This is a genomic window from Companilactobacillus futsaii JCM 17355 (assembly GCF_001435505.1).
Taxonomy (GTDB): domain Bacteria; phylum Bacillota; class Bacilli; order Lactobacillales; family Lactobacillaceae; genus Companilactobacillus; species Companilactobacillus futsaii.
Window position 1 is genome coordinate 62,615 of record NZ_AZDO01000003.1, and the last position, 14,720, is coordinate 77,334.

General features: G+C 35.1%; 15 protein-coding genes. 1 reads left to right on the forward strand and 14 read right to left on the reverse strand.

Annotated features, from left to right (window positions below):
- Positions 1 to 39 precede the first annotated feature (39 nt).
- From msrA to hisS, 4 genes are all read right to left on the reverse strand, one after another.
- Positions 40 to 558: a peptide-methionine (S)-S-oxide reductase MsrA gene (msrA, locus tag FC88_RS00475; protein WP_057811851.1), complete on the reverse strand. Its 519-nt coding sequence runs from the start codon at positions 556 to 558 to the stop codon at positions 40 to 42.
- Positions 558 to 1,001: a peptide-methionine (R)-S-oxide reductase MsrB gene (msrB, locus tag FC88_RS00480; protein ID WP_057811852.1), complete on the reverse strand. Its 444-nt coding sequence runs from the start codon at positions 999 to 1,001 to the stop codon at positions 558 to 560. The genes msrA and msrB overlap by 1 nt, the downstream gene beginning before the upstream one ends.
- A gap of 471 nt (positions 1,002 to 1,472) precedes the next feature.
- Positions 1,473 to 3,242 carry an aspartate--tRNA ligase gene (aspS, locus tag FC88_RS00485; RefSeq protein WP_057811853.1) on the reverse strand — a complete coding sequence of 590 codons (1,770 nt, stop codon included), beginning with the start codon at positions 3,240 to 3,242 and terminating at the stop codon, positions 1,473 to 1,475.
- A 2-nt stretch (positions 3,243 to 3,244) separates the two neighbouring features.
- Positions 3,245 to 4,516, reverse strand: coding sequence for a histidine--tRNA ligase (gene hisS / locus FC88_RS00490; protein ID WP_057811854.1), 1,272 nt, complete (start codon positions 4,514 to 4,516; stop codon positions 3,245 to 3,247).
- 324 nt (positions 4,517 to 4,840) lie between these two features.
- Between hisS and FC88_RS00495 the strand changes: the two genes are divergently transcribed.
- Positions 4,841 to 6,151 carry an N-acetylmuramoyl-L-alanine amidase family protein gene (locus FC88_RS00495; RefSeq protein ID WP_083484521.1) on the forward strand — a complete coding sequence of 437 codons (1,311 nt, stop codon included), beginning with the start codon at positions 4,841 to 4,843 and terminating at the stop codon, positions 6,149 to 6,151.
- A gap of 23 nt (positions 6,152 to 6,174) precedes the next feature.
- On the opposite strand, the gene FC88_RS00500 is transcribed toward FC88_RS00495, so the two are convergent.
- From FC88_RS00500 to FC88_RS13035, 10 genes are all read right to left on the reverse strand, one after another.
- On the reverse strand, positions 6,175 to 7,590 hold the full coding sequence (locus FC88_RS00500; protein ID WP_057811855.1) for an MFS transporter: 1,416 nt from the start codon (positions 7,588 to 7,590) through the stop codon (positions 6,175 to 6,177).
- A gap of 92 nt (positions 7,591 to 7,682) precedes the next feature.
- Positions 7,683 to 8,081 carry a hypothetical protein gene (locus FC88_RS00505; protein ID WP_057811856.1) on the reverse strand — a complete coding sequence of 133 codons (399 nt, stop codon included), beginning with the start codon at positions 8,079 to 8,081 and terminating at the stop codon, positions 7,683 to 7,685.
- Between the two features lie 44 nt (positions 8,082 to 8,125).
- The gene (locus FC88_RS00510; protein WP_229239924.1) at positions 8,126 to 8,752 is read right to left on the reverse strand and encodes an HAD-IA family hydrolase; all 627 of its coding nucleotides are present in this window, start codon (positions 8,750 to 8,752) and stop codon (positions 8,126 to 8,128) included.
- Positions 8,752 to 9,189 (reverse strand): D-aminoacyl-tRNA deacylase, encoded by a 438-nt coding sequence (dtd, locus tag FC88_RS00515; protein ID WP_057811858.1) that lies wholly within the window; start codon positions 9,187 to 9,189, stop codon positions 8,752 to 8,754. Before dtd ends, FC88_RS00510 begins: the two co-directional genes overlap by 1 nt.
- A gap of 3 nt (positions 9,190 to 9,192) precedes the next feature.
- The gene (locus tag FC88_RS00520) at positions 9,193 to 11,424 is read right to left on the reverse strand and encodes a RelA/SpoT family protein (RefSeq protein ID WP_057811859.1); all 2,232 of its coding nucleotides are present in this window, start codon (positions 11,422 to 11,424) and stop codon (positions 9,193 to 9,195) included.
- Between the two features lie 88 nt (positions 11,425 to 11,512).
- Positions 11,513 to 11,773, reverse strand: coding sequence for a hypothetical protein (locus tag FC88_RS00525; protein WP_235526882.1), 261 nt, complete (start codon positions 11,771 to 11,773; stop codon positions 11,513 to 11,515).
- Positions 11,774 to 11,861: 88 nt separating this feature from the next.
- Positions 11,862 to 12,611 carry an RsmE family RNA methyltransferase gene (locus FC88_RS00530; RefSeq protein ID WP_057811861.1) on the reverse strand — a complete coding sequence of 250 codons (750 nt, stop codon included), beginning with the start codon at positions 12,609 to 12,611 and terminating at the stop codon, positions 11,862 to 11,864.
- The gene (gene prmA / locus FC88_RS00535) at positions 12,592 to 13,509 is read right to left on the reverse strand and encodes a 50S ribosomal protein L11 methyltransferase (protein WP_057811862.1); all 918 of its coding nucleotides are present in this window, start codon (positions 13,507 to 13,509) and stop codon (positions 12,592 to 12,594) included. The genes FC88_RS00530 and prmA overlap by 20 nt, the downstream gene beginning before the upstream one ends.
- 64 nt (positions 13,510 to 13,573) lie before the next feature.
- Positions 13,574 to 13,975 carry a hypothetical protein gene (locus FC88_RS00540; RefSeq protein ID WP_057811863.1) on the reverse strand — a complete coding sequence of 134 codons (402 nt, stop codon included), beginning with the start codon at positions 13,973 to 13,975 and terminating at the stop codon, positions 13,574 to 13,576.
- Positions 13,976 to 14,076: 101 nt separating this feature from the next.
- On the reverse strand, positions 14,077 to 14,250 hold the full coding sequence (locus FC88_RS13035) for a hypothetical protein (RefSeq protein ID WP_187323373.1): 174 nt from the start codon (positions 14,248 to 14,250) through the stop codon (positions 14,077 to 14,079).
- Between the last annotated feature and the right edge of the window lie 470 nt (positions 14,251 to 14,720).

The window sequence follows — 14,720 nt, forward strand, 5'->3', positions numbered from 1 at the left end:
ATATTAGCACAAATCCTAGTATTTTCAGACTTTTTCGAGTTATTTACGGTGATTTTTGATATATTCTGCTCGACCGCCGCTCTCTTCCATTTCAAAGCGTAGAGGGTTCTTTTTGTAGAAGTCTTGGTGGTAGTCTTCAGCAGGCCAAAACTTAGTAGCAGGCTGGATTTTTGTAACGATAGGATCACTAAATTCTCCTGACTCAGCTAATTTCTTTTTGGATGCTTCAGCAACTTCTTTTTGTGCTTCGCTTTGATAGAAAATTACTGGACGATAACTGTCACCGCGATCCTGAAATTGGCCCATAGCATCAGTTGGATCGGCTACTTGCCAATAAATTTCAACTAAATCTTTGTAAGAAATCACATCATTATCAAAAGTAATTTCTACAGATTCAGCATGACCGGTAGTTTCAGAACAAACTTGTTCATAAGTTGGATTGTCAACATGTCCACCACAATAACCCGAAACAACGGAAATAATTCCAGGTTGTTCATCGAATGGTTTGACCATACACCAGAAACAGCCTCCGGCAAAAATAGCAGTTTCTTTAGCCACTAGTCAGCATCTCCTTCGTCAACGTATTTTTTGTAATCTGAATAACCTTTTTGATCCATTTCATCATAAGGAATGAATTTTAAGGCAGCTGAGTTGATACAATATCTTAAGCCACCCAATTCTTCTGGCCCATCAGTAAAGACGTGGCCCAAATGAGAGTCTGCCGATTCACTTCTAACCTCAGTTCTTTCACGACTTAATCTTGTATCACGCTTTTGCTTAAGTTTAGCAATTGGTTCACTAAATGATGGCCAGCCGCAACCAGCATCGTACTTCTTAGCTGAAGAAAATAATGGTTCACCACTAGTAATATCAACATAGATACCCTTTTTGCAGAAATCATCGTACTTTCCACTAAAAGGACTTTCTGTGGCAGCATGTTGAGTTACTTGATACTCCTCATCATTTAAGTCAGTTAAATCCTTCTTGTATTCTTTTGACATAAAATCACTCCTTCTGAATTTATATTAACTAGTATAAACTTTTCGAATATTAATTCCACCACTCTGCTCACAAACTTACAGTATCAAGTGATAGCCATGCTCAATTGTGCACAATTTAAATCGTTTTCTAATTTAAATTTAATTTAAATGATTTCATTAAATACCTAGTTTTTTTGGTTGATGATAATATTCCGTCCTCCATAGCAAAGAAAATTTGGCTGGAACGATGTGGACGCGACTTGGAGCCTTTGCTAAGACCAAAATCGGGCAAAGTCTTCAAGCTCGGTCTTTCACTAGGCAATAAATTGCCAAGAGAAATTTCACATCTGAGCCAATTTTCTTTGCCATTCTGGACTGGATAGTGGCTCTAATTTTAATATCAAAAACAAATAGCATCTGTATTCTAGAAAAGATCTCCTTTAGAGAGTCATTCTTAATACAGATGCTATCTTTTATTAATATTACTTAGAATTAGTCTTTCTTACTAACTTCAATTCCAAGATCGTCCAATTGTTGTTTTGAAACTTCAAGTGGAGCGTGTGTCATTGGTTCTGTGGCATTTGAATTCTTAGGGAATGCAATCACGTCACGGATATTGTCTTTGCCTGATAGTAGCATAGCAAATCTATCCAAACCAATAGCCAAACCACCATGTGGAGGACAACCGTATTGTAAAGCATCCAATAGGAAACCGAATTGTTCATAAGCTTTTTCTTTAGTGAAGTTCAAAGCTTTAAGCATCTTTTCTTGGATCTTGTAGTCATGGATACGGATCGATCCACCACCAAGTTCGTAACCGTTTAGAACGATATCGTAACTTTGAGCATACGCCTTGTGAGGATCTTCACCGTCATCTAGATAGTGAACATCTTCTTCATTTGGCATTGTAAATGGATGGTGAGCAGCAGTCCATCTTTGGATTCCTTCATCGTATTCGAACAATGGCCAGTTTACGACCCAAATAAAGGCAAATTCTTTAGGATCGTACAAGTTTTGTTCCTTAGCAATAGCTTTTCTCAAGTAACCTAATGAATCAGCAACAACCTTCTTGTTGTCAGCAACGAATAATAATAAGTCGTTGTTTTCAAGACCAAGTGTTGAAACTAATTGTGCTTCTTGAGCTTTGATAAATTTAGATACGCCACCAGTTAATTCATTGTCGTTGAACTTAGCCCAAGCTAGTCCTTTAGCACCAAAACGCTTGATGTATTCTTGATAGCTTTCAATATTCTTTCTTGAGTACTTGTCAGCACCATCTTTAACAACGATAGCCTTAACTTGTCCACCATTATCGATAGTTCCCTTGAAAACTTTGAATTCAGTATCTTTGAAAATATCATTTAGGTTTTGTAATTCCATACCGAAACGAACATCAGGCTTATCAGAACCAAAGCGGTCCATAGCGTCATCCCAGTTGATTCTTGGGAAAGGAGTCTTTACCTCGATACCCTTTTCGTCTTTCATAACACGGGCGATAAGGCCTTCAGTAACAGTTTGAATTTCTTCTTGATTCATGAAACTAGTTTCAAGGTCAATTTGAGTAAATTCGGGTTGACGGTCACCACGAAGATCCTCATCACGGAAACAGTGTGCCAATTGGAAATAACGGTCAAATCCACCGACCATCAATAGTTGCTTGAACAATTGTGGTGATTGTGGAAGTGCAAAGAAACGTCCAGGATAAACACGTGAAGGTACTAAGTAATCACGAGCACCTTCTGGTGTTGATGGTGTTAAGTTTGGTGTTTCAATATCAATAAAGCCATTTTCGTACAAGTATTCGTTAACTGAATGCTTGATTTGAGCACGTGTTCTGATAGCTTTTTGCATTTCAGGTCTACGTAAATCAAGGTAACGATACTTTAATTTTGTTTCTTCTGAAGAGTCGATACCATCTTTGATTTCAAATGGTGGTGTCAATGATTTGTTAAGGATTTCTACCTTTTCAACAACAACTTCAACTTTACCAGTTGTCATATCATCGTTAGTAGCGCCTTCACCACGAAGTCTAACAGTACCAATGACATTAATAACGTATTCTGAACGCAATGTTTCAGCAATATCTAAAACATCTTGATGATCAGTATTAAATACTAATTGAACGATTCCTTTATAATCTCTAAGGTCGACGAAGACCAATCCACCTAAATCACGACGGCGTTGAACCCAACCATCTAAAGATACTTTTTGACCAACATATTTTTCAGTAATGTTGCCACAATAATCTGTTCTTTCTTCCATGTTTATCCCTCGATTTTTTTCAATTCTTCGGCTAAATTATCCAATGAAACACTAACTTGTTCAGTTGTAGCCATATTCTTAACATTAGCTGTCTTATTTTCCAATTCACTATCGCCAATAGTTACTGTATATTTAGCATTCAAATTATTAGCAGTCTTGAATTGTGCCTTGATTTTTCTTTGAAGATAATCTTTATCAGCACTGAATCCAGCTCTACGTAAATCAGATAAGATTTTAACTGAAGCACGTTCAGCTTTTTCACCAATAGTTACCAAGTAAACGTCCAAGCCATTTTGAACTGGTAAGTCTTCATCTTTAAGAAGGAACATTAAACGTTCAACCCCTAGTCCAAAACCAATACCAGGAGTTTCTGGTCCACCTAATTCTTCAACTAGGCCATTGTATCTTCCACCAGCCAAGACAGTAATTTCCTTATTATCAAAAGCCGGATCAGTCACCATGAATTCAAAAATTGTGTGGTTGTAATAATCAAGACCACGAACCATTGTTGAATCAACTTCATAATTGATATTTAAATCATCCAAAAGGCCTTTAAGATATTCAAAACGTTGTTCTGAAGCCTCATTCAAATAATCTAGAATTGAAGGAGCGTTGGCTACGATCTTCTTATCACCAGCATCTTTACTATCCAAAATTCTTAGAGGATTTTTCTCCAAACGTACTTTTGAGTCATCGCTTAATTGATCTTTAAATGGTGTGAAGTAATCAACCAAAGCCTTGTGATAAGCAGCACGTGATTCTGGGTCACCTAGAGTATTCAAAGCAACCTTTAAATTCTTAATACCCAAACGATTCAAAAATTCCAAACCGACTGAAATAATTTCAGCGTCTAATTCTGGTGAATCAGAACCAAAAGCTTCAACACCGATTTGATGGAATTGACGTTGACGACCTGATTGAGGGCGTTCATATCTAAACATTGGTCCTTTATACCAAACTTTGTAAGGCTTAATTTGTTCTGGACCATAAAGTTTATTCTCAACAAAAGCTCTAACGACCCCAGCTGTTCCTTCTGGTCTCAAAGCAATGTGTCGGTCACCTTTATCATGAAAATCATACATTTCCTTAGAAACAATATCAGATGTGTCACCTGATGATCTTTCAAAGACATCGTATGATTCAAAGATTGGTGTTCTAATTTCTGAAAAACGATACTTATTAAATGTATCAGCTGCGATAGATTCCACGTATTGCCATTTGCTTGATTCGCCAGGCAAAATATCCATGGTCCCCTTTGGTTTTTGATAACGCATAAAATCCTCCTTAAAATAAAAAACACCCTTGTCCAAATAAGACAAGGGTGCATTTTCGCACGGTACCACCTAGTTTTGTTGCTGCAGTTAACGCCTGCCAAACGATTTAGTAACGTCACACAAATAATTGTCATCTGTTCTCAGCAGCCAGACTCTCTGTAAAACAATCTCATTTGATTTGCAATATACATATAAACTACCAAAAACGAACGAAATGTCAAGTTTTAGCAACAAAATGTCATAATATTCTTTCAAGTTTCACTATTATTCAGTAAAATAAAGGTATATAACCGTCAGTAAATAGAGAGCAAAGGAATCAGTCAAATGAAAAAAATAAAAACTTTTTTTATGAAGAACCGGATTCTTCTTGCCATTTTGTTATTACTTGCCTTGTCTAGTTGGTCAACAGTAGCTTTAGCAAGTGCCAATGCTGTTGTCGTTCAATCTGACTCTGTCAATGTTCGTGTTGGACCAGGACTCTCATATGCCAACATGGGACAAGTCAAAAAAGGTGACAAATTAGCCATCTTGGACGAAAAAAATAAATGGTATCAAGTAAGATTATCTGGAGATAAAATTGGCTGGGTCGCCAGCTGGTTGATCGACAACACTGAAGTAAGTTCGGCAACCAATAAAGTTGGAATCGTTAAGGTTCCCAATACGACTGTCTTCAAGAGTGCCGATGCCAATAGTGACGTCTTAGGTACGATTGAACAATCGCAAAAAGTCACTATCATGTATCAAGAACAAGACTGGACACAGATTTTATACAGTGGCACTGCTGGTTGGGTCAAATCAAGTTTCATTCAAGGTACGGATAAAACCTCTGGTTCAACAAGCGTTTCTAATTCATCCAATTCATCTGACAACGATATTAAGAAAGTTACCGTTACCCAACCTAATACCAAATTAAGAATCGAACCTAATCAAAATGGTCGAGTCGTAAAAACAGCTAAGGTCGGTAAGCAATTTGATTATCTTGGAAAAGATGGTAAATGGTATAAAGTCCGTGATTCCGACGGTTCAGTTGGATACGTTGCTAGCTGGGTCGTAACTATTTCTGGTACTAAAAGTGCTGTCAAATCAGCTGCTACTAATATTTCTGAAGCCACGATCGTAATTGATCCTGGACATGGTGGCGACGATTCTGGTGCGGAATCAAAGAAGAATACTTTTGAAAAGAACTTTACCCTCGCCTACGCCAAAGCAATCAAACAACAACTCGAAAAGACTGGTGCACGTGTAGTTCTAACTAGATCAGGTGATGATAGTAAGTCACTTGGTCAAAGAGCTCGTTTGTCTAGTAAAATTCAAGCTGATGCCTTTATTAGTTTGCACTTTGATTCCAGTGCCCAGGCAAACGCCGGTTCTGGTTTGACAACTTACTACTACAACAAAAACAAAGATGGCGAATTGGCCGATGACTTAAATAGTCAATTAAAGAGCCTGGCTATTGGCAACCGTGGTACTGCTCAAAAAGACCTTTACGTCTTGCATTACAACAGTCAACCATCTGTCTTAATCGAACTAGGCTATATCAATTCCAAATCTGATTATAAATACATCAATTCAGCTAAATACAAACAGCAAGTTGCGATTGACGTAACTAATGGTTTGAAAGAATACTTCAAATAAAAAAAGAAGTTCTAAATAAGATTTTATCTCTTACTTAGAGCTTCTTTTTTGTCTATTTTATGAATTGAATAAACTAAAACGATTGCTAAAATCAACAAGCCTAAAGCTGTCAAATAAGCAAAATGCATTCCATTTAAAAACCAGCTTGGATGTTTTGTTGGATAATAGGCAATTTGCTTACCCGCTTTAAAACTCATCCCTGAATACAAACTAGTAGTTGCTATACTGACACCAATTCCCATCCCAAGATTTCTAAACAAGGCTGCTAAACTACCAGCAATACCTTGATACTCTTGAGGTGCATAACCCATGATCATCGGATTATTTTGAAATCCACCATTACCGATTCCCAAGAACAATAACATGAACGTAAAGATAACTAAATTCTCTTTACCAGATATTAAAGTCAAGAAAACGATTGGTATTGCATAAACGAACAAATTAAAAATCGAAACACTAGCTGCATTATATTTATCAGTGAAATAACCTGCAATCGGTGCCGCAATCACGTTAGCAAACGGAATTGCCATCATGATCAATCCTGTTAACGAAGTGCTTAGTGAACGGAAATCAGTTAAATAAAACGGCATAATTACGTTAGCGTAATAACCAATTGAAAAGACGATCAAGGCACTCACTAAACTTAAAGTTAATCGAGATATCTTGAATATCTTCAAATTGATCAGTGGTTCTTCCTTATGATTTTCAATATAGAAGAAGACTAACCAGAAGACTAAACTAACAATAAAAATCAACCAAACATTACTATTACCAAAACCAATATCTTGTCCCATAAAGATACTAATAAAGAACGTGGCAATTGCTATCGAATATGCGACTAAACCAGTCCAATCATAAGCAATCGCTTTAGAAAGACGTTTTTCTTTTGGAAACATGAATCGTCCATAAATATAAACAATAATTCCAATTGGAATATTTATAATAAAAATCCAATGCCACGATAAAGCTCCTAAGATCAAGCCTCCCAAACCTGGTCCAGAAATATTACCTAATTGAGCAATAATACTATTTATCCCATAAGCACGCCCACGTTGATGCATTGGAAAAATCATCGCAATGATTCCGATATTAGTAGCCATACTCATACTAGCTCCCAAACCCTGAACGACTCGTCCTATTAGCAGCAAATATAAGCTTGGACTCAAAGCACAAATCAATGAACCTAAAGTGAAAAATATTGTTCCTGTTTGAAAAATCTTAATATATCCAATTTGGTCTGCCATTCTTCCCCAAAATAACAGCAACATACAAATCATAATTAAATAAACTGACACGATCCATTCAGCTCTATTCATTGGCACATGTAAATCCTTCGTTAAACTAGGTATCGCCACATTAACAATTGAAGCATCAAGCAATTGCATGAATGACATAAAGCTGGTCGCAAAGAGTGTCAAAATATTATGTTTACTTTTCATAAATTTGCCTCTTTCATACAAAATACATTTCCAATACTAAACTTTTTTAGATACTTTTAGCAAATTTATTACAAAACAAAAAAGCACTGAAATTAATCAGCACTTATTGGATGGATACAAGTGGACAAAACGCCACGAATATTTTGTAAATCGTCTTTTTCTAGTTTATCAGACTCTTTGATTGTCTTAATCAAGCCATGCAAAGTTGTTTTATCAACATCTTTAGTCATATCAAGACCATAACCGTTCAAGTGTAAGAAATAATCCAACACAGCCACCGTAGTTACTTCATTGTCCGTTTCAAAGATATCATCAACGATCATCGTACATACTAAATGTGTAGCATACCATTGTAAATCTTCAAATTGATTCAAAAAATTTAGATTACTTTGAAGGCGCTTCTCACTTAAAGTAATTTCTTCACTTTCGTTAATTGCCAAATGTATTGCAATGATTTGGTCATAAGTTAGTTTTACAAGTTTATTATCCATTTATTTTCCTCAATTATTTTTATAAGATCACTGTCATACCACATTTAGATAATTTGTTCGATTTCAGTAATATCGCTAACTTTATACTCATACTCAAAGTCAACTTTTTCAGAATTAAAAAGAATTGTATGGGCACCAACACTTTGACCGAAGTCAACATCAATCTTACGATCACCTATGACCCACAGATCATTCTTATCTAAACCATACTTTTCAATTAAATAATTCAGCATTTCAGGATCTGGTTTTCTTTTATGACCATCTTCAACACTGATAATTTCCTTGAAAAAGTGCTCGATGCCGAGTGTTTTAGCTAAACCATAAATCGATTGATCACGATGTGTAATAATAAATTGCATGTAGTGCTTACTATCACAATATTTTAATTCTTTTAAAACGTGTGGTATCAAAGTTATTCTGTCATGAAATTCTTTTTCGTATCGATAATAGCTAGCATAAAATATCTTAACTGCTTGTTCGACATTATCTTGATCCCCTAATAACTCCGTAACAAACTTACGAACAGAAGTCTTTTTAGATTCTTTAAAAATTGTATCTTTTGATAAGCTAATACCAAAATTTTCTCGAAGGGATTTTTGTGTTGCTGAAACGATTCCTGGATAACTATTGGCAATCGTATCATCAAAGTCCCAAACAATACTTTTCATCATTATCTCTCCATTAAAATAGTTACTGGTCCATCGTTGGTCAATGATACTTGCATATCGGCTCCAAATTCACCAGTTTCAACAGTTAAATCATATTCCCTTAATAATTCATTAAAATGATCATATTTTCGACTAGAAGCTTCAAAATTACCAGCTCCCGTGAAACTAGGCCGATTACCATGTTTAGTATCAGCATATAAAGTAAATTGCGAAATTGATAAGATTTTTCCACCAACATCTTTGATTGATAAATTCATTTTATCATCAGCATCTGAAAAAATGCGCATATTAGCGATCTTACGTGCCATGTACTCAAGTGTTTCTTCAGTATCCTCATCTGCAAAAGCTACTAACAAACAAAGACCTTGATCAATTTGACCAAGTGTCTTTTCGTCAACAATAACTTTTGCTTCCGATACTCGTTGTATTACTACTTTCATAAACTAAGCTACCGTCCTCTTTATTTCATATACATTAGGGATATTCTTCAATTTAGAAATAATACTATCCAAATGTTCTTTATTATTAACACCAATACTTACATGAATGATTGCCATCTTTTCTTTATCCAAACGACCGATAACATTGTTCAAAGTATTAGTATTTGAATTAATAACTTGTAAAACTTCATTGATTAAGCCGTTGCGATTGAAAGCATAAATATCTAAATCTGCAGTGTACCGCTTTTCTTTTGTGACATTATCCCAACTGACATCAATGAAACGACGTTTAGCTTCTTCACTTTGAACGTTAGGACAATCAGCTCGATGAACTGTTAACCCACGCCCTTTAGTGATGTATCCGACAATTTTATCTCCAGGAATTGGATTGCAGCATTTTGCCAAACGAATCAATAAATTATCGATTCCTTGAACAGAAATACTGTTATTACCGTTGTTACGTTCCTTCTTTAACTTAGGACTGTCAGTCTTTGGCTGTGGCGTTTCTTCAGTATCGGTAATGACTTGTTCTTCAAGTTCTTTTTTCTCGGCTTCTTTTTTACGATCAGGGTCTTCACTAACTAACTTGTGAACCACGTTGATTGGCGATAATTCACCATAACCAACCGCATTGAATAATTCATCAATATCAGTGAAGTTAAAAATATTCATGGCAATTTCTAGATGTTTTTTATCAAGATATTTTTTACTCGATAACGAACGATTTTTAAACTCATTTTCAACTGCTTCACGACCTAAGGCAATGTTCTCTTCACGATCCTTAGTTCTGAAGTAACGCTTGATCTTATTTCTAGCTCTAGACGTAAAGACAACATTTACCCAGTCACGGCTTGGTTGAGAATTGGAGTTCGTCAGCATTTCAACGATATCACCATTTTTAAGCTGATAATTCAAAGGTACCATTCTGCCATTGATCTTGGCACCAACAGAATGATTCCCAACCTCAGTGTGAACCTGATAAGCAAAGTCCAGAGTAACCGCACCTTTTGGCAACTCGATAACTTCACCCTGTGGTGTGAAAACATAGACACGATCATTGAAGATTTCACCTTTGACCGACTTCATGAAATCAGAAGCATTGTCGGAGTTTTCCTGTAATTCCAAAATTTCTCGGAAGACATCGATTTTTTGCTCATCATCATCCAAATGAACGCCTTCAAAATTACCTTCCTTATAAGCCCAGTGAGCTGCAACACCATATTCAGCAACTTGGTGCATTTCAAAGGTTCTGATCTGAACTTCTAGCGGTTGACCACCAGGTCCAATGATAGTTGTATGTAGCGATTGATAACCGTTAGCCTTTGGTACGGCGATATAATCCTTAAAACGACCAGGGATTGGTTTCCACTTGGAGTGAATTGAACCCAATACGGCATAACAATCCTTAACTGAATCTACAACGATTCGAATGGCTAACAAGTCATATAATTCGGAAAATTGCTTATGTTTGTCACGCATCTTCTTATAAATTGAATAAATATGCTTTGGACGGCCGTAAATATCGTATTTAATTCCTAAAGCGTCAACATTTTTCTTGATATAATCGATAGCTTCAGCAATATAAGCTTCACGCTGATCACGTTTACTATTCATCAAATGAACAATACGGTAATACTGTTGTGGATTGATGTAATGTAATGAAAGGTCTTCTAGTTCCCACTTGATCTTACTGATACCTAAACGATCAGCCAATGGAGCATAAATTTCCAAAGTTTCATTAGCAATCCGGCGTTGCTTATCAGGACGTAAAGCCTTCAAAGTTCTCATGTTGTGCAATCTATCAGCCAATTTGACCATAATGACACGTAAATCTTTCGCAGTTGCTAACAACATTTTACGATGATTTTCAGCTAATAGTTCTTGGTGTGAATGGTACTTATATTTACTGATTTTAGTAACGCCATCAACAATCGTTGCCACTTGATCACCAAATAATTCTTTGACATCTCCCAAAGTAACATTAGTATCTTCAACTACATCATGCAAATAACCTGCAGCAACAGTATATGGGTCCATATGTAACGAGGCCAAAATTTGGGCTACTTGTGTAGGATGAATTATGTAAGGCTCACCCGTAGCGCGCTTTTGTTCTTTATGTACGTAAGCCGCAAAATTATAAGCTTTATTCACAAACTCAACGTGTTCATCATTCATATAGCCACGACAAATGTCTAGTACTTGTTCTGGCGTATAGTCCATATTATTTTTTTTCATAGAAATACTCACCCCGTTACAATAAAAAGCACTCATCGAGTGCTTCTCTTTACTTACTATTATGCTTACTTTAACAAAATTTTACCATTTATTTTTCTTTTTCAAATAAGAAATAAATTAAAATACTTAAAACTAAATAGATTCCAGCTAAAAAGTAACCATATCGTCCGTATTTAATAAAAACACTGACTACAAAGATAACCGGAAAAATGACTAAATTATAAAAAGATAATTCATATTTTCTCGAGAACCAACCGATGAAACCAGAAAAAAAGATATTAATAACAAAAAACAACCAGACAATACGGTTAGTTCTACCCAAATGGAAAAGATTAAATAGTATTGGCATAATAAAAACCAATATAATAGAGATTAATGCAATATAAGTTGTTTTTGATTTTTCAACTTTGTTCCAAATATTTTTCACAATACGTTCCTCATTTTACCGTTAATTCATACTTATATGATAGCACTGATAAGAAGTACATGGGGGCTGTTTCAGCTCGCATAATTCTTGGTCCTAAACCAACTGACAAAAAATCATTTTGATTCAAATAATCAATTTCATCAGGAGCAAAGCCACCTTCTGGTCCAAAAGCACACAAAGTTGATTTCGGATTTTGATTTAAGGTTTGAGCCAACAAGCTAATTTCACCTTGCTTAGCAGACTCTTCATAAGCTACTAAATTGGTATCTTTTTTGTAGTCAACTAAATCCTTCAAAGAATTTAAATAGATGACTTCTGGAATTATCCGGCGTTTTGATTGCTGAGCTGCATTTTTAGCTATTTCTTGCAATCGAGCAACCTTTTTTTCAACGACATTCTTTTTCCAATTCATAATCGAATATTTGGAAGAGAAGAAAATAATCGTTTTAGCACCTAATTCAGTTGATTTTTGTGTGATCCATTCAATCTTATCCTTTTTAGATAAAGAACAAGCGACTGTCACGTCAATTGGTAACTCCGTACTTTTCCAATCTAATAACTTTAAATCAACTTGAAATTGCTTTTCTTCAGTTTCGACAGATGTAATTGTCGCTTTGAATAATTTTTTTGCTGGATCAACTAAATAAATCACATCGCCATTTTTGTGACGCAAAACTTTGATGGCATGACGAAATATTTCTTGATCATCGATTGTTAAATTATTAGTAGTAATTGCTTGTTTAACGAAGTATTGCTCCATCTTCTGCCTCGAACTCTTCTTTTCTTCTACAAATTAACGTTGACCAACCTTTTAAATGGAAGGCTTCTAAAACAACGAAACCAATTTCTTCCATTTGCTTAGTGATCAAAGCTTCCTTTTCATTAATGATACCAGATAAGACGACAAAACCGTTCTTATTTAAATGACGGTCAATATCTGGTATGAATTGCTGGATCACATCAGCTAAGATATTCGCTACAATAACGTCAACTTTACCATCAACGCCATCTAAAAGTGAATTCTCAAATACTTCGATATCTTCACAACCAGGATTCAACTTAATATTCTCTTTAGCAGCTGAAACGGCTTCAGGATCAAGGTCAAAAGCCTTTATGTCTTTCACGCCTAATTGACGAGCTTGAATAGAAAGGATTCCAGAACCTGTACCAACATCATACAAAGATTTGGCATCGCCTAGAATCAATTCCAAAGCTTGCATACAAGAATACGTTGTTGGATGAGTTCCTGTACCAAATGATTTACCCGGATCCATCACGATAATGTGTTCATCTGAATGACTTGGTTGATAGTCGACCCAATTAGGAACAACTGTCAAATAACGACTGATTTTCACTGGATGATAGTATTGTTTCCATTCATTTTCCCAACTGCTGTCGTCAAGTTCACTAACCGAAACTTCCACACCAGTAATATCAAAGCCAAATTCAGGTAATTTTTTCAATTGAGTCTTCAAATTATTTAAAATTGCTTCATCATAATTGTTTTCATCAAAATAAGAATTGATTTTTGTTTTGATTGATTGGTCTTCGTCATCGACCATTTCAGTACCATTGGCACCGACACGCATAAAAACATCCGAAATAATTTCAGGATCGAAATCATTAGGAATAGCGACTGTTATTTTTTTCCAAATCATAGACGTTCCTCCATTATTAATAAGATTACTAAAATTATGGCATAAAAAAAAGACGTTACCGCCTTTATTTGATGAAAAAGTTAATTGAATTGATAAATTCTGTTTGTCGTTCCTTAATTCGAGATTGAGCTAACTCTAAACTAGCGTGATCAACGGTTTCACTTTCTGAATTCATGCAACTGATTGCCCCCATCAAATCCAAAAAATAATTATTAAGTTTTTCAGCCACTAAACTGTTTTCTAATTTATACTTGGCCAAATACGAATTGCACAATTTAATGAATTGTTTGATATTTCGAATATAGTTATCGATCAAACGACCATATGTTTCATATCGAAGTGCTTCACCACGCTCAATAATTTTGATTGTCTTTAAATATTCTGAAAAAACCTCATTGTACGTTACAAATCTTTCTAACAAAACGTTAGTCTCCAAAATACGATATTTACTAGTCATTGCCGTCATAATGCAACACCCCATTTCTTTTTTTAATACTATACCATACGTTTTTATTTATGAATAGTATTAGTTTAAATTAATATAAAAGACAATAAAAAAAGAACAATCTATTTATCCTCGGATTGTTCCTTAGTATCAACAACTTTTTTGCGTAAAGATTCATTATTTTTAAATAATTTCTGAGCCTCAGACAATTTTTTGGGACTATTCTTAATTTCTTGAGAAATTTTACTAAAATCATTCTTGGCAGGATCTTCTTGATGTTTTTTAAAAAAACCCATATTAATCGCTCCTTATCCTGTTGTAACGTTCATTATTATATAACAATCACGCTTAAGATACTCAAAAATTAATTATTTTTTGATGCCAAAGAGTAATTTGCTTTTAAAAAGTTACAGCTTTGTTATTATATATTAAGTAAATATTAAATTTTAGGTTATTTCTATATTTTAATTAGTATTAAATTGCCGTCGTCCGTTCGGCTTTGTGAACGCTGGAACGTACTGGGCATCCACAAAGCTGTCACTACCGACTAGATAACGTTATTTATTTTTTATTCCAGACAATTGGGTAATAAAAAATAAGACTACTATCTAGTCCAGAATAGCAAAGAAAATTGGCTCAGTAGTGAAATTATTCTTAGCAACTTGTTACCTAGAATAAGGCCGAGCTTGAAGACTTTGCCCGAACTTGGTCTTAGCAAAGGCTCCAAGTCGTGCCCACAACGTTCTGCGATAATCCTTATATAGTT

Bases quoted from the DNA above. Each gene is read 5' to 3' on its own strand.
- FC88_RS00495 (WP_083484521.1), top strand. From the start codon at position 4,841: ATGAAAAAAATAAAAACTTTTTTTATGAAGAACCGGATTCTTCTTGCC.
- FC88_RS00505 (WP_057811856.1), bottom strand. From the start codon at position 8,081: ATGGATAATAAACTTGTAAAACTAACTTATGACCAAATCATTGCAATA.
- FC88_RS13035 (WP_187323373.1), bottom strand. From the start codon at position 14,250: ATGGGTTTTTTTAAAAAACATCAAGAAGATCCTGCCAAGAATGATTTT.
- hisS (WP_057811854.1), bottom strand. From the start codon at position 4,516: ATGCGTTATCAAAAACCAAAGGGGACCATGGATATTTTGCCTGGCGAA.
- prmA (WP_057811862.1), bottom strand. From the start codon at position 13,509: ATGATTTGGAAAAAAATAACAGTCGCTATTCCTAATGATTTCGATCCT.
- FC88_RS00540 (WP_057811863.1), bottom strand. From the start codon at position 13,975: ATGACGGCAATGACTAGTAAATATCGTATTTTGGAGACTAACGTTTTG.
- FC88_RS00500 (WP_057811855.1), bottom strand. From the start codon at position 7,590: ATGAAAAGTAAACATAATATTTTGACACTCTTTGCGACCAGCTTTATG.
- aspS (WP_057811853.1), bottom strand. From the start codon at position 3,242: ATGGAAGAAAGAACAGATTATTGTGGCAACATTACTGAAAAATATGTT.
- FC88_RS00525 (WP_235526882.1), bottom strand. From the start codon at position 11,773: ATGCCAATACTATTTAATCTTTTCCATTTGGGTAGAACTAACCGTATT.
- FC88_RS00530 (WP_057811861.1), bottom strand. From the start codon at position 12,611: ATGGAGCAATACTTCGTTAAACAAGCAATTACTACTAATAATTTAACA.
- FC88_RS00520 (WP_057811859.1), bottom strand. From the start codon at position 11,424: ATGAAAAAAAATAATATGGACTATACGCCAGAACAAGTACTAGACATT.
- msrB (WP_057811852.1), bottom strand. From the start codon at position 1,001: ATGTCAAAAGAATACAAGAAGGATTTAACTGACTTAAATGATGAGGAG.
- FC88_RS00510 (WP_229239924.1), bottom strand. From the start codon at position 8,752: ATGATGAAAAGTATTGTTTGGGACTTTGATGATACGATTGCCAATAGT.
- dtd (WP_057811858.1), bottom strand. From the start codon at position 9,189: ATGAAAGTAGTAATACAACGAGTATCGGAAGCAAAAGTTATTGTTGAC.